General features: G+C 68.2%; 11 protein-coding genes. 4 read left to right on the plus strand and 7 right to left on the minus strand.

Going from position 1 to position 13,509, the window contains the following annotated elements; all coding sequences use genetic code 11:
- Window positions 1-20 precede the first annotated feature (20 nt).
- Window positions 21-596, plus strand: a complete 576-nt coding sequence (locus BLS66_RS09665; RefSeq protein ID WP_231353141.1) for a hypothetical protein — start codon at window positions 21-23, stop codon at window positions 594-596.
- Between the two features lie 122 nt (window positions 597-718).
- Window positions 719-2,443 carry a peptidoglycan-binding protein gene (locus BLS66_RS09670; protein ID WP_057494382.1) on the plus strand — a complete coding sequence of 575 codons (1,725 nt, stop codon included), beginning with the start codon at window positions 719-721 and terminating at the stop codon, window positions 2,441-2,443.
- A gap of 400 nt (window positions 2,444-2,843) precedes the next feature.
- On the opposite strand, the gene BLS66_RS09675 is transcribed toward BLS66_RS09670, so the two are convergent.
- Genes BLS66_RS09675 through BLS66_RS09685 form a run of 3 tightly spaced genes read right to left on the minus strand, consistent with a single transcriptional unit; the run spans window position 2,844 to window position 5,490 of the window.
- Window positions 2,844-3,515: a VOC family protein gene (locus BLS66_RS09675; RefSeq protein ID WP_057494381.1), complete on the minus strand. Its 672-nt coding sequence runs from the start codon at window positions 3,513-3,515 to the stop codon at window positions 2,844-2,846.
- 54 nt (window positions 3,516-3,569) lie between these two features.
- Window positions 3,570-4,649 carry an alpha/beta hydrolase family protein gene (locus tag BLS66_RS09680; RefSeq protein ID WP_057494380.1) on the minus strand — a complete coding sequence of 360 codons (1,080 nt, stop codon included), beginning with the start codon at window positions 4,647-4,649 and terminating at the stop codon, window positions 3,570-3,572.
- Window positions 4,650-4,662: 13 nt separating this feature from the next.
- Entirely contained in the window at window positions 4,663-5,490 is an 828-nt protein-coding gene (locus BLS66_RS09685) for an AraC family transcriptional regulator (protein ID WP_053506232.1), read from the minus strand.
- A gap of 200 nt (window positions 5,491-5,690) precedes the next feature.
- On the opposite strand from BLS66_RS09685, the gene BLS66_RS09690 reads away from it, so the two are divergent.
- Together BLS66_RS09690 and BLS66_RS09695 are read left to right on the plus strand one after the other, a co-directional pair.
- Window positions 5,691-8,093 (plus strand): TonB-dependent receptor plug domain-containing protein, encoded by a 2,403-nt coding sequence (locus BLS66_RS09690; protein ID WP_082591213.1) that lies wholly within the window; start codon window positions 5,691-5,693, stop codon window positions 8,091-8,093.
- On the plus strand, window positions 8,093-9,391 hold the full coding sequence (locus BLS66_RS09695) for an aminotransferase class V-fold PLP-dependent enzyme (protein ID WP_057494377.1): 1,299 nt from the start codon (window positions 8,093-8,095) through the stop codon (window positions 9,389-9,391). Before BLS66_RS09690 ends, BLS66_RS09695 begins: the two co-directional genes overlap by 1 nt.
- Before the next feature lie 243 nt (window positions 9,392-9,634).
- Here BLS66_RS09695 and BLS66_RS09700 read toward each other — a convergent pair whose 3' ends face one another.
- From BLS66_RS09700 to BLS66_RS09715, 4 genes are read right to left on the minus strand one after another with little or no spacing between them, the layout of a single operon-like run.
- A complete protein-coding gene (locus tag BLS66_RS09700) occupies window positions 9,635-11,149 on the minus strand; it encodes an aminotransferase-like domain-containing protein (RefSeq protein WP_074725754.1) in 1,515 nt (504 codons plus the stop codon).
- Window positions 11,150-11,158: 9 nt separating this feature from the next.
- Window positions 11,159-11,758 (minus strand): DUF6436 domain-containing protein, encoded by a 600-nt coding sequence (locus BLS66_RS09705; protein WP_074725755.1) that lies wholly within the window; start codon window positions 11,756-11,758, stop codon window positions 11,159-11,161.
- The gene (locus tag BLS66_RS09710; RefSeq protein ID WP_244152978.1) at window positions 11,758-12,036 is read right to left on the minus strand and encodes a hypothetical protein; all 279 of its coding nucleotides are present in this window, start codon (window positions 12,034-12,036) and stop codon (window positions 11,758-11,760) included. Before BLS66_RS09710 ends, BLS66_RS09705 begins: the two co-directional genes overlap by 1 nt.
- Window positions 12,037-12,092: 56 nt before the next feature.
- Window positions 12,093-13,508 (minus strand): aminotransferase-like domain-containing protein, encoded by a 1,416-nt coding sequence (locus BLS66_RS09715; protein ID WP_074725757.1) that lies wholly within the window; start codon window positions 13,506-13,508, stop codon window positions 12,093-12,095.
- Between the last annotated feature and the right edge of the window lies 1 nt (window position 13,509).

Consider the following 13,509-nt stretch of genomic DNA (forward strand, 5'->3'; position numbering starts at 1 on the left):
ATTCACCCAAGGAGCACCGCATGCGTCTGTCTCCCGTTGCCCCCGTGCTGGCCCTGATGCTTGCTGCCTGCAGCGGCCCTGAGGCGGCTGCACCGGCGGCGACCCCCGCTTCCACTGACCCGGCAGCGGCGCCGGCCGCACCTGCGGCTGCCGTTGCGGACCTTCCCACCTCTCTTACGCGCGACGAGACCGGCATGCATATCGATTGCCAAGGCACCCGCCTGCACCTGGCGGCCCAGCCCACCCAAGACACGGACGCTTCCCGGCTGACCACGCTGGAAATCGAAAAGGACGGCGCACGCCAGGCCATTGCTGCGCCCAAGGAGATGGACGGCTATACCGCCGTTGGCCTGGCCTGCGTGCAGGACCGCAGCGGCACGCCGTACTTCGTCGTGCAGTACGGTGAACTGCCGTTCGGCTGCAGCTTCTGCGAGTGGTACTACCTGTACGACGCCAGTGGCCGCCAGTTGACCCACAGCACACCGCCGCTGCGCGGCGCGGAAGGCGAGGAGCAGGAGCCCAACAACGACGAGTACGAGAAGTTGATCGACTCGCTCGGCATCAAGCATCCGGAGGTGAACTACATCGAAGACTGAGCGCAGCGGCAGGACGTCGCACGCGCGCTGTGAACGCAGCACCGCAGCACCGCAGTACCCGAAGTACCAGGAGCAGTACCCCTTAAGGAAATCCCCCTTTTCATAGAATGGATAGCACAGACATGGCAGACATCTACCAGGACATGGTCCAGCCCCGCGGGGCGGCCTACAGCAGTGACCGCATCAAACCGTGGAGCCACTACCGGGAGCCGATCGACCAGAGCGACGGCCGCCTGCATGGCAATTCCCGCCGGTGGGGCGATGCGACCCCGGAAGTACAGTCACGGGTGATCGACACGATCATCGAGTCGGCGCGCGAGAAGGGCCTGACCCCGCGCGAAACGGCGCACGTACTGGCCATCGCCCGCGTTGAATCGGGCTTCAACCCCGATGCCGCCGCTGGCACCACCTCGGCCTCGGGCTTGGGCCAGTTCATCGACAAGACCGGCAACCACTACCACCTCAACAACCGCAACCGCTTCGACGTCGGCGCACAGTCCGATGCACTGGTTGACCATTACATCGACAACCGCACGCTGGCGCACAAGCGCGGCCAGGGTGAGGAGTACATCTACAAGTACCACCACGACGGCCCGACCCGCGATTACGGCGGCCTCAACCTGTCTGAAAAGAAGGTGATGCCGTACGTGGACAAGTACGAGCAGTTCGTGGAGCAGCGCCTGGGACTGACCCACGGCCAGTCCCAAGGCAGCCACGCGGCCCCCGCCGTAGCTGCGGCCACGCATGCGCAGGCCAAGCCGGCAGCGGCGCACGCCGAAGGCCAGACCCGCACCTTCGAGCAGACGATGCAGGTGATGCTGCCCCCGCAGAACGGAGTCAAGCCGCACGTTACCGGTGAGTTCGGCGAACACCGCGCGCACAAGCCGCACGGTGGCACCGACTTCAACTATGTCGGCGGCCAGCACGGCCGTAATCTGCAGCACCCGACCGTCCACGCACCGATCTCCGGAACGGTGACGTTCGTCGGTGGCGACTACGGCACGGTGAAGATCAGGGATGCACAGGGCAACTCGCACGAGATCCTGCACCTGCAGTCGACCCAGGTGAAGGAAGGCCAGCCGATCAAGGCGGGCGAGCCGATCGGCACCATGGGCGGGCGTGGCCCGGGCGGTGCGGGGCAGTATGCCCAGCACGTGCATTACCAGTTGAAGGATCCGCACGGCAAGCTGCTCAGCCCGCAGGACTTCTGGGACCACGGCAAGCTCAAGGAAACCGGCAAGGGTGGCCATTCGCATGAGGCCGACCACAACGGTGTGCTGCGCCAGGGCGCCAAGGGCGAGGAAGTAACTGCACTGCAGAAGGAACTCAACCGCTTGGGCGTGCGCGACGGCCATGGCAACCGGCTGAGCGAGGATGGCAAGTTCGGTGCCAATACCAAGGACGCTCTGACCGCCTACCAGAAGCAGCACGGGCTCTCCGCCGATGGCGTGGCGGGTCCGGCGACGCTGGCCAAGCTGGCCGAAGGCCGCAGCCATGCCGAGGCGGCGCCGAAGGGGCCGCAACTGGGCGACAAGGCGCATCCGGATACGCCGCTGCACAATGCGATCCGTGGCCATCTGCCGGGCATGATCTGCAACGAGATGAGCGCGCATGTGACCGCCCAGGCCAAGGCCGCCGGCATCGATTCGCCGGAAAAGCTGCAGGGCGTCACCGTGCAGGATGGCAAGGCCTTCGTCATGGGCACCGTTCCCGGCTTCCGTACTTCGGTGGACATGACCCAGACGGCACCGAGCCTGCAGGAAACCAGCGCTGCAATGCTGGCCAAGCACGAGCCTTCGCCGCAACACGTGCAGGACGAGCAGCAGCGAGTGGCCCTGGGCCGTTGACCGCTGCGTGTTGACAGGCGTGTGGTAAAGGAGGCCGGCCGGAGCGATCCGGCCGGCTTTTTCCGTTCATGGGGGAGGACATCCACGGATGCCGCTTCGCAGGATGCACAGCGTGCCGCGCCTGCGCGAGGGAGACCTGGCCAGGGCATGCTGGACGGCAGCAAGCTGCTGGTGGCGCTGATCGATGGCGAGCAGCTGCCGCCATCGGAAGAGTCATCCGCATGCAACCTGTTGCCAGCGGATTGGCGCACAGGGGATTCGGTCGTTGCCCAGACGCGAGGGTCGTCCCAAGGCTACCGTTCCTCGTCCAGCACCTCGTCGTCGAGCTCGTCCTCGAGCAGTTCCGGCGGCTGGTCCGGTGGTGGTCGCAGCGGCGGCGGCGCTTCGGGCAGCTGGTGGCTCAGGCCGCCCACACCCGCCAGCCCAGCGCGGCATCACGCAGTTCGCCGCTACCGCTCACGTCACCCACCTGCAGCTGCACGCCCTGCGCATTGGGCAGGTCTTTCTGCTCGGGGAACCACCGTCGATCCGCCGCAACCACGATCAGCAGGCCCTCGTCGTCGCCCATCGGCGCGAACTGCGGCGAAGGCGGGCTGATCGGTTGCAGGCCGAAGCGCTGGCTGGACTGTTCGCGCACCGCATCGACACCGTGGCTGGGCAGGCCGACCTCGCTCAGGCACGTCAGCTCGCTGCCATGGAAGGTGCCTGCGCGCGTGCTGACCGGCAGACGGCGGCGGCCGATCAATTCGAGGATCAGGCCATCGGGACCGGTGAAGTACACCGACTGCGACTGCCAGCTGCTCTCCAGCGCAAAGTAATCCAGGCCCTCAGGATTACGTTGCAGCGGGGTACGTTCGCGCAACCAGGCCATCGCCTCGCCGAAGCGGTTGTCCGGTACGTTGAAGGCCAGGTGCACGCCACCGACGGGGTGACCACCCGCCGGCTGCAGTTCGATCGTGCTCCAGCCGATGTGCACATGGTTGCCGACCACGCGCTGCTGCAGCACATCGTGGAAATATGTGGCCACGGAAGCGACGTCGGATACCGGCAGAGTGAGGTGCAGCAGGCGCATGATCGATCCTCCGTGTACGCACCCACTGTAGCGCCGGGCCATGCCCGGCGGCCACTAGCGCAGCGAATGGTTGAAGAACCGTATTGCCGCGTCCGCTGCCTGCGCGTGGGTCTGCGCCTTCGGCACCGACGTGCTGCACAGGTCCTGCAGCCGCTGCTGTCCGGCCGGGGTGCATGCGGCGAGGAAATCGTAATGGCCGACACCGGGCAGCACCTGCAGTGCAGTGCCCGCAATCACCGCACGCGCAGCCTCGCCATTGGTCTGCGGTGGCGCGACCGTGTCCGCCTGGCCCAGCACGATCGACACCGGCTGTTTCAGCGAGGAGAGCTGCTCGGGCGCAAAGGCCTGCACGATTGCCGGCGCCAGCAGGAACACCGCGCGCACGCCGGGAATGGCGCGTGCGTCGTTGGCGTGGGACATCCAGGGCGACAGCGCGGGCGACGCCGCAGCGGCAACGCGCGCCTCCATCGTGTGCGTTGCCGCCTCCTGTTGGGGCCGGCAGACGCCGTCATCCGGATGTGCGGTGCAGAAGTCCCGCAATCGCTGCAGGTCCGGTCGCGCACCGGCTGCCAGCAGCGCGGTGTAGCCACCGGCCGAGAAGCCGGCGACCCCCAGGCGCTCAGGATCGACATGCGGGCCCAGCACCGGATCAGCCTGCACGGCCGCCAGTGCGGCACGCAGGTCATCGGCGCGCAACCAGGTCAGAAGGCTGCCGGGCAGGGTCAGGGTGTCTACGCCGTTGTTGCCTGGATGATCCACCGCAATCACCAGATACCCGGCCCGCGCCAGCGCCGTGCCCAGCCAGCCCATCATGCGCGCGCTGCCGCCGTTGCCATGCGAGAGCAGCAGGGTCGGCAGGCGATCACCCGCGACCGGCGCATCCTTGGCCGACCGGCCGACGTCGAACAGCGGCGCGTCGGGTGGACCGATGGTCAGCGCGGTTTCGCGGCTGCCGGCCGGTGCCGGATACCAGACCGTGTAGCGCAGCGCGTCGCGGTGCCCTGCGTCGCGCACGGCGGCGCTGGCCAGCGTCGTCGTGCCGTGGCGCTCGCCGGCGACGCCGCTTTCGCGGGCGGCGCTGACGCTCGCGAACGCCAGCAGCATTCCTCCCAGCACAGCAGCGGTCATGCGCATCTTCAACTCCTTGTCAGTGGGGACGTTCTTCGACCGGCAGCCAGATTTCCACGCCGCCTTGGCCGGTGTGCTCGTCGAACCGGGCGTCGTAGCGCTCCAGGTCCGGCGCATCGGCAAGGCTCAGGTTGGACGCAGGGAGATAATGATCCAGCAACCAGAACCAGGTCGAGCGGATGGCCGAGATGTGTCCGCCGTGCCAGGCCACCAGGTAGCGGCGCGCCGGGATGTCCACGCGTCGCCAGTGCGCAGGCACGTTCGGTACCGTGCTTGCCGGCAGTGCCGCGATGTAGTCGAAGCCACCATCGTCATCACTGTTGCAGCACACGCCGAAGCTGACCGGTGCCGGCGTCGGCCACTCGCGGTTGAGCTGGGCCCATTGGCCCGGAATCGCGCCGCTGCTGTCGCGGGTATGCCGCATGCCGACGCCTGCCACCTGGAACGCGGGCGTATCGAGCAGCCGGGGGGCTTCAATGCAGGCTGACGGGGCCTCGTCCAGGCGGATCGCCTGCACCAGCGCCAGCCCATCGGTGCCCTGTTCGCGTACCCGTTCCGGTGTCTGCCCGAACTGTTCGCTGAAGGCCCGGGTAAAGGCGGCATGGGTGGTGTAGCCGGCCCCCAGCGCCACCTGCAGGATGTCGCCGGCGCCGTTGGCCAACCGCTGCGCGGCAGCGGTCAGGCGGCGCCCGCGCAGGTAGCGCACCACCGAGGTGCCGGTGCGGGCCTGGAACAGGCGTGACAGATGAAACGGCGACAGGCCGGCCGCAGCGGCAATGTCGGCCAGCGCCAAGGGCTGGTCCGCATGGGTTTCGATGTACCACAACGCCTTGCCTGCCGCGCTCATCCTGCCGTTCCCCGGATCCAATGCCGGCACAGTAGCGGATCGGCAGGCGCGGCGTTTAGCAGTTCTTGCGCCTGTGCCGCATCAAGCTGTCGCACTGACGTCATGGCTCCTTCACAGATCGCGCCGAGACTGCGCGCCTTGTCCAGGCCTGCGCTACCCCCGCAGGTGCTGGCCCTGTCGCGTCCTCCCGGAGCCCTGCCGTGAATCGTTCGAAGCTTTCGCGTTCCATCCTCCTTGCCCTTTCCATGGCCAGCGCAGGAGGCGCGATCGCAGCGGAGGCCGATGCGGTCGATGCCGCCGGCGGCAGCCGCGCCGCGCCCACCCAGCTCGACGCGATGCTGGTCACCGGTACGCGCGCGTCCAACCGCACCCAGTTCGAAACGCTGGCGCCGGTGGATGTGTTCAGCAAGGAAGACATCAGGTCCGTTGAATCCACCGACCTGAAGGACGTGCTGGCGCAGCTGGTGCCATCGTTCGTGGTGCAGCGCCTGCCGATGGCGGACGGCCAGGTGTTCGTGCGCCCGGCGACGCTGCGTGGCCTGTCGCCGGACCAGACCCTGGTGCTGGTCAACGGTCGCCGCTTCCATCGCAGTGCGCTGCTCGGCAACCGTGGCGCGCAGGCCGCCGACCTGGCACAGATTCCGACCAGTGCGATCAAGCGCATCGAAGTGCTGCGCGATGGTGCGTCGGCGCAGTACGGCTCGGACGCCATCGCCGGCGTCATCAACATCATCCTTGAGGATGGTCCGGGCACCGAGATCACCGCCGGTTATTCTCAGTACGCGCAGGGTGACGGTGCGTCGCGCGACTTCAGTGCGCGCACCGGCTGGTCGCTGGGCGACTACGGCAGCCTGGTGTTGTTCGCCGAATCGTCCAACTCCGATGCCACCTCGCGCACCCGCCAGCGCCCGGACGCGATCGCCTTCCAGGCTGCGCATCCCGAGCTGGACGTGCCCAACCCGGTGCAGCGCTGGGGCCAGCCGGAACTGGAAAGCCGCCGCGTCGGCTTCAACGTCAAGGCCAACGCCAGCGAGACGCTGGAGCTGTATGCGTTCGGCCTGTACAGCCACAGCGATGGCGTCAGCGATTTCAACTGGCGCAACCCGGACACCACCACCGGTGCCTACCGCACCACCGCCATTTTCCCAGGCTGGAACCTGCGTTCGCTGTATCCGGTGGGCTTCAGCCCGCAGTACGGCAACGTCCAGAACGATCTGCAGCTGGTCGGCGGCCTGCGTGGCGAGATCACGCCCAAGCTGCGCTGGGATGCCAGCGCGTCGTATGGCCGCAATGCCATCGACTACCGCCTGAAGAACTCGATCAATGCCTCGCTGGGTCCGGCCAGCCCGACCGCATTCGACCTCGGCCGCCTGACCCAGACCGAGAAGAACGCCAACGCCGACTTCAACTACGAATGGGACGTGGCTGCGCTGTCCAAGCCGATCAACGTCGCCTTCGGTGGCGAGTTCCGCCAGGAGACCTACCAGGTGCGCGCCGGTGACCCGGCGTCGTACGCGGTGGGTCCGGGCGCGGCTGCAGGCCTGGAGGCCAATTCCAACGGTGCGCCCGGTTTCTCGGCCAGCCAGGCCGGGCAGTGGAGCCAGCGCAGCAAGGCCGCCTACGTGGACATGGAAGTGCCGCTGGGCGAGCGTTGGAGCATCGGTGCGGCCAGCCGCTACGAGGACTTCTCCAGCTTCGGCAGCACGCTGGACGGCAAGCTCTCGGCGCGCTTTGCGATCACGCCGGACCTGGCCCTGCGCGGCACCGTGTCCAGCGGCTTCCGCGCGCCGACGCCGGCGCAGCTCAACACCACCAGCACCACCCAGGGATTGGATACGCGCACGCTGCAGATCTTCACCAGCGGTCGCCTGTCACCGAACGATCCGCTGGCGCAGCTGCTCGGCGCCAGGCCGCTGAAGCCGGAAGAATCGCGTACTGCGTCGCTGGGCCTGACCTGGCGCACCGATCAGGGCCTGTCCGGCTCGGTGGATGTCTACCAGATCAAGCTCACCGACCGCTTCAGCCAGTCGGCCAGTTTCGCCATTCCGGCCGGTACGCCCAATCCACTGGGCTACACCTCGGTGAACTACTTCACCAACGACTTCGACACCACCACCACCGGCGTGGACGTGGTCGGCAACTACCTGCGCGACCTCGGCGCCGGCCGCATGACGCTGACCCTGGCCTACAACTACAACCGCACCCGCGTGGACAACGGCAGCACCTCGGTGGCCACCAATGAGACCCAGCGCGTGCTGTTCGAAGACCGCCTGCCCGAGCACAAGGGCAGCTTCACCGGCAACTGGGACGTGGGCGCATGGTCGCTGATGGCGCGCGTGCGCTACTACGGCGCCTGGACCGATTCCAGCGGCAATGCGGTGGGCGACATCTACCAGCGCTTCGGCGCGATGAGCTTCCTCGACCTGGCCGTCGGCTATCGCATCAACGAACATCACAGCCTGCGCGTAGGTGCCGACAATGTGCTGGACAGGTATCCGGACGAGGCGACTTTCCAGGCCAGCCGCGGCCTGGTCTACTCGCGCAACGCGCCCTATGACACCGACGGTGCCAATCTGTACGCGCAGTATCGGCTGAGCTTCTGATGGACCGCACGCGCCGCTCCCTGCTGCGTGCTGGCACCCTGCTGCCGGCCGCCGCCCTGTCTTCACTGCCCGCCACCGCCGCCGCGCGCTACGCTGCGTCCATGCAGATCCCCATTTCTTCGGCCGCACCGGATGTGCTGGCCCGCGATGAGAGCTACTGGGCCGCCGTGGCCAGCCACTTCGACATCACCGACGAAGTGAACCACCTGGAGAATGGCTACTGGGGCGCGATGGGCCGCGAAACGCTGGCCAGTTACCAGCGTCATACCGCTGAAGTGAACCGTGGCAATGCCTGGTACGGCCGTCATGCGTTCCCGGCGCAGTACATGGCGGTGCAGCGGCAGGTGGCCGAACTGCTGGGCGTGGGCGCCGACGAGATCGCACTGACCCGAGGCGCCACCGAGGCGATGCTTGCGCTGATCGGTGGCTACAACCGCCTGCGGCCTGGCGACCAGGTGCTGTACGCCGACATCGACTACGACAGCATGATCGGCGCGATGCGTTGGCTGCAGCAGCGCCGTGGCGTGCAGGTCGAGCGCATTGCGCTGCCGGTGGTCCCCGACCATGCGCAGATCCTGCAGGCCTACGAGGCCGCGTTCGCGCGGCTGCCACGCCTGAAGCTGGTGCTGCTGACCCAGGTCAGCCATCGCCATGGGCTGGTGCTGCCGGTGGCGGAGATCGCCGAGCGTGCACGCGCACGCGGTATCGACGTGATCGTCGATGCGGCGCACGGGTTCGGCCAGATCGACTACGCGGTGCCGCAGCTCAAGGCCGACTTCGTCGGCATCAACCTGCACAAGTGGATCGGTGCGCCGGTCGGCGTCGGCGCGATGTATGTGCGCAAGGGCCGCGTTGCGGACCTCGACCCGTACATGGGCGAGACCGACGATGGCCGCGTGGGCAGCCGTGTGCACACCGGTACGGTCAACTTCGCCGCTTACCTGGCGCTGCCGGAGGCGATCGCGCTGCACCAGCGCATCGGCGCGGCCAACAAGCAGGCGCGCCTGCGCTACCTGCGCGAGCGCTGGACGGTGCCCGCGCGGCAGATGGCGCACATCGAAGTGCTGTCTTCACCGGACCCGGCGCTGGCGAGTGCATTGGCCAGCTTCCGCCTGCGCGGGCGCACCAGCGTGGCTGACAACATCGCGCTGCAGAAGCGCCTGCTGGACGAGCATCGTGTGTTCACCACCCATCGCGACGGGTTGGACTCCGGCGCCTGCGTGCGGGTGACACCGTCGGTGTTCACCCGGCCCGAGCAGATGGATGCGTTGGTGACGGCACTCTCCGTCCTGGCCTGACCATAAACGGTAGTGCCGGCCGCTGGCCGGCAACCTCATGATCGTCGCCCACGAGCAGCTGCCGGCCAGCGGCCGGCACTACCGATCGGGTGGGTGCCGACCGTGGGTCGCCACATCCCATCCACGCATGGCGTGGATCTACCGGGCGCGTTCTGGCAATGGCCACCCAAACCGTGCCCGGACGCATCCCAATCGTTGCCGCCCGACTGCAGTAGATCCACGCCCTGCGTGGATGCTCTTCACCTACCGCTCGATCGCCGGCAACGCGTCCGACAACAACAACCGGTCAATCCGCCGCAACGCACTTTCCAGCTGCCGGCGATCCGCGGCCAGCCCCAGCGACAACCGCACGCCGTTCTGATGCTGCACACCGGGCGGGCAGAACGCCGATGACGGTGCGATGGCCAGCCCCTGCAGTTGCGCGGTTCGCACCAGCGTGGCGTCGGTCCACGGCGCCGGCACCCGGCACCAGGCATGCAGGCCTTCGGCGCGCAGCAGCAGCGACGGCGCCAGCAGGTAGCGCGCCATGCGCATGCGCTCGCGCGCTTCGGTACGCACCTGTGCCAGCAGCGATTGCGCCGAACCGTCCAGCAGCAGCTGGCTGGCCAGCGCCGACACCAGCGGATGCCCCATCAACCGGGTGGCGCGCAGGGCCGATGCCATTGCCTCGGCGTGCGCGGCGCTCGGGCAGCGCACGAAGGCGGTGCGCAGGCCCGGGCTGATCACCTTCGACAGCGTCGCCACATGGAACACATGGCGCGGTGCCAGGGTTGCCAACGGTATCGGCGCCTCTTCGGAAAGGTGCCAGTAAGGATCATCCTCGACCGCCAACAGGCCCTCGCTTTCCAGTACGCGTGCCAACGCTTCGCGCCGCTGCAACGACAACGTCAGCGCGGTCGGGTTCTGGCAGGTGGGGTTGAGATAGACCAGCCGCGCACCACTCCCGCGTGCCTGCCGCACCAGTGCCTCGGGGCACATGCCGTGTTCATCGCCGTCCACCGGTACCAGCCGCCGGCCCAGCGCCCCCGCGGCCTGCAGCAGGCCCGGGTAGACCAGCGTGTCGCACAGGATCGCGTCGCCATCGCGGCCCTGGCTGAGCAGGATCGCGGCCAACGCCACCTGGGCACCTTCGGTCAGCAGCAGGCAGGCATCGTCCACCGCGCCCAGCATCGGTTGCAGCCAGCGCGCTGCCGCATGGCGGTCGGTCGGGTTGCCGCCGCCCAGGTGGTAGGTCATCAGATTCGGTGCATTGCTGCGCGCAAGCACGGCGGCGGCACCGCGGCGCAGCGTCTCGGCCAATGCATCTGCATCGGGCACCGGCGGCACGTTCATGCTCAGGTCTACCACCTGGTCGAAGCCGGCCTTGGGCGGTGCGATGAAACTGCCTTGTGGCCCGCGCGCTTCGATCAGGCCGCGTTTGCGTGCTTCATCGAAAGCCCGCGTTACCGTGGTCAGGTCGACGCCCAGCTGCTGCGCCAACGCGCGCTGCGAGGGCAGGCGTTGCCCCGGTGCAAGACCGCCGCGGCGCACCGTGCGCTCCAGCGAATTGACGATGCGCAGGTAGATCGGCCCGTTGTGCGCGAGCACGTCCTGCACCCATTCGCGGGCTGCGACATCCGGTCGCGGGATGTACGGAGCATGTCGGGGCGTATCGTTGCTTCCGACGGCGGGAGCCTGTCCATAACCATCGGTCGGTTCGGACAGGTGACCGCCGTTGTTGTTTGCGGCGGCCGCACCGGCCAGCGTCAGTGATGTCATTGCGCGTCCTCAGCGCTTGGCCTGCCAGGGGCAGTAACAGCCCACGGCAAGCAGTCCCTTCGGGCGCACGGTTTCGCCGCGCACCAGTTTGTCCAGCAGTGGTTCGACGAAGCTGTTGGCCGAGTTGCAGACCATGCCGATGCTGTAGGGGCCGGCATAGGCCAGGTGGCCCTGCCGGTCCCAGATCGCTACGGCAGGGCTGGCCGGAATGTGCTCGATGCCGTCGATGGTCGGCAGGTTGATCACTTTGTTGCGCAGCGGCTCGGGCAGTTCGCCCTGGGTACCGGGGCGGCGGATCGCGTAGAAGTCGATGCCGGCGCGGCGGTACATGCTGATCAGGTAGCTCAGGTGCGCGCCGGTCTCGCGGTTGCAGACCGCACAGGCCGGGTCCCAGAAGTGCACCACGCGGATGCGGCCAGTGTCACCTGCCAGATTGGCCGGCAAGCGCAGTTGCGAGTCGTCGAAGACGATGGCCTGTTCGGTGAATGTGGACTGCGCGCTGTAGCCGAAGTACTGCCACAGCGCAGCGGCGACGCCGGCCATGAACAGGCAGGCGAGGGCGATCATCGTCGGCAGCAGCCAGCGGCGACGCGGCGCGGTTGCGCCCATCAGGACGCGTCCCCGCCGAACTTGTGCACGTACTGCTTGCGCATCTCGCGGCAGGAATCAGCCTGCGCGCGGCGCTGGATCTCGCTACGCGACGGATCCTCGCTGCGCTGCATGCATTGCTCGATGGCGTGGCGTTCGGCGGCCTGCACATCCACGGTCTGCGGCTGCAGGCAGACCCAGGCCAGCGCGGCCAGCATCAGCACCACAAAGCCACCACAGCCGGCCATTACCAGGTGGAACTTCAGTTTCTCGGTGCGCATCGACGCACGTCCCCTCATCCATACATTGCATACAAAATATCATTTTGTATGGATTCGGCGCCATGCGCCCCGGTTCAGACGATGGCGTTGTGCCGGGCCTCGGGGGCTTCGGACAGGATCTCGTTCAGCTTGGCCAGCGCCCCGGCCAGCGCGCCCTGGTCGACCGCGCCGCCCAGCGACAGGCGGATGGCGTTGCCCGGCGGCGGCTCTTCCACGCTGAAGGCGTCCGAGCTGGCGATGCCCAGCCCCTGTTCCTGCGCGGCCTGGATCAGCCGGTACTGGTCCAGCCGTGGCGGCAGCGGCAGCCATACGTGCAGGCCGGCCGGGTGCGCCCGCGCGCGGGACGGCAGGTACTGCGCGGCAATCGCCTGGCGCTCGCGCAGCTCCTGCTGGAAGCGCCGCACCATGTCCTCGGCCTGGCCGCTGCGGATCCACTGCGAGGCCACCGCCACCATCGACTGCGTCGGCATCAGTGCGATCGCACGCAGGGCGTCCAGCACCGGTTCCATCGGTTCGCCGGCCGGCACCACCAGGTAGGCGGTGCGCAGGCCCGGTGCCAGGCACTTGGACAGGGTGGAGATGTAATAGACCGGGCAGCCGGCACCGCGATGGGCGGCCAGCGGCGGTGCGGCGTCTCCGGCCAGCAACCAGTAGGGATCGTCTTCGATCACGGTCAGATCGTGGCGCTTCGCGACCGCCAGCAGGGCCTGCCGCCGTTGTGCCGACATCGTCGCCGTGGTCGGGTTCTGGATGGTCGGCACCAGGTACAGCAGGCGCGGGCGGCGTAGCTGGCAGGCCTCCTCCAGTGCGTCGGGGAGCATGCCTTCGGCGTCCATCGCCACTGGCACCACGCCCCGCTGCAGCACGCGCGCGGCGGCCAGCAGGCCGGGGTAGGTCAGCTGCTCGGCGGCAATCAGCTCGCCCGGCTGGGTGCGGACCAGGATCAGCGCGCACAGTGCGGTCTGCGCACCGGGGCAGATCACCACCTGGTCGGCACCGACCGTCCCCAGCATCGGTGACAGCCACTGCACCGCGGCGGCGCGGTCCTCGCGGGTGCCGGCGCCGACGTGGTAGCTCATCAGTTCGCCCTGGCCCAGCTGCTGGCCCACGTGCTGGAAGCCGGCCTCCATGCCCTGTGCGAACGGCGCGCTGCCCAGCAGCGGCGGGATGTTCATGCTCAGGTCCACCGAGGTGCTGCGGTTGCCGGCCGACAGTGCGATGAAGGTGCCGCCAGCGCCCTGCGCATCCAGCAGGCCGGCCTGGCGCAGCTCGGCGAAGGCGCGGGTGACCGTGGTCAGGTCCACGCCCACCTGCTGGGCCAGGTCGCGCTGCGGCGGCAGCCGGTCGCCCGGGCGCAGCACGCCGTCATCCACTGCCTCGCGCACCTGCTGGGCAATCTGCAGGTACAGCGGGCCAGCGCCCTCGCGGAAGGGGCGAACCCAGGTGCGATTGGGGTGTTTCAGGCGGCGGCCGGCGGCAGGTGGCGTCATC

Source organism: Stenotrophomonas pavanii (genome assembly GCF_900101175.1).
Taxonomy (GTDB): domain Bacteria; phylum Pseudomonadota; class Gammaproteobacteria; order Xanthomonadales; family Xanthomonadaceae; genus Stenotrophomonas; species Stenotrophomonas pavanii.

Coding starts and splice junctions, on each gene's coding strand:
- BLS66_RS09665 (WP_231353141.1), top strand. CDS start 21: ATGCGTCTGTCTCCCGTTGCCCCCGTGCTGGCCCTGATGCTTGCTGCC.
- BLS66_RS09670 (WP_057494382.1), top strand. CDS start 719: ATGGCAGACATCTACCAGGACATGGTCCAGCCCCGCGGGGCGGCCTAC.
- BLS66_RS09675 (WP_057494381.1), bottom strand. CDS start 3,515: ATGCGCCTGCTGCACCTCACTCTGCCGGTATCCGACGTCGCTTCCGTG.
- BLS66_RS09680 (WP_057494380.1), bottom strand. CDS start 4,649: ATGCGCATGACCGCTGCTGTGCTGGGAGGAATGCTGCTGGCGTTCGCG.
- BLS66_RS09685 (WP_053506232.1), bottom strand. CDS start 5,490: ATGAGCGCGGCAGGCAAGGCGTTGTGGTACATCGAAACCCATGCGGAC.
- BLS66_RS09695 (WP_057494377.1), top strand. CDS start 8,093: ATGGACCGCACGCGCCGCTCCCTGCTGCGTGCTGGCACCCTGCTGCCG.
- BLS66_RS09700 (WP_074725754.1), bottom strand. CDS start 11,149: ATGACATCACTGACGCTGGCCGGTGCGGCCGCCGCAAACAACAACGGC.
- BLS66_RS09705 (WP_074725755.1), bottom strand. CDS start 11,758: ATGGGCGCAACCGCGCCGCGTCGCCGCTGGCTGCTGCCGACGATGATC.
- BLS66_RS09710 (WP_244152978.1), bottom strand. CDS start 12,036: ATGAGGGGACGTGCGTCGATGCGCACCGAGAAACTGAAGTTCCACCTG.
- BLS66_RS09715 (WP_074725757.1), bottom strand. CDS start 13,508: ATGACGCCACCTGCCGCCGGCCGCCGCCTGAAACACCCCAATCGCACC.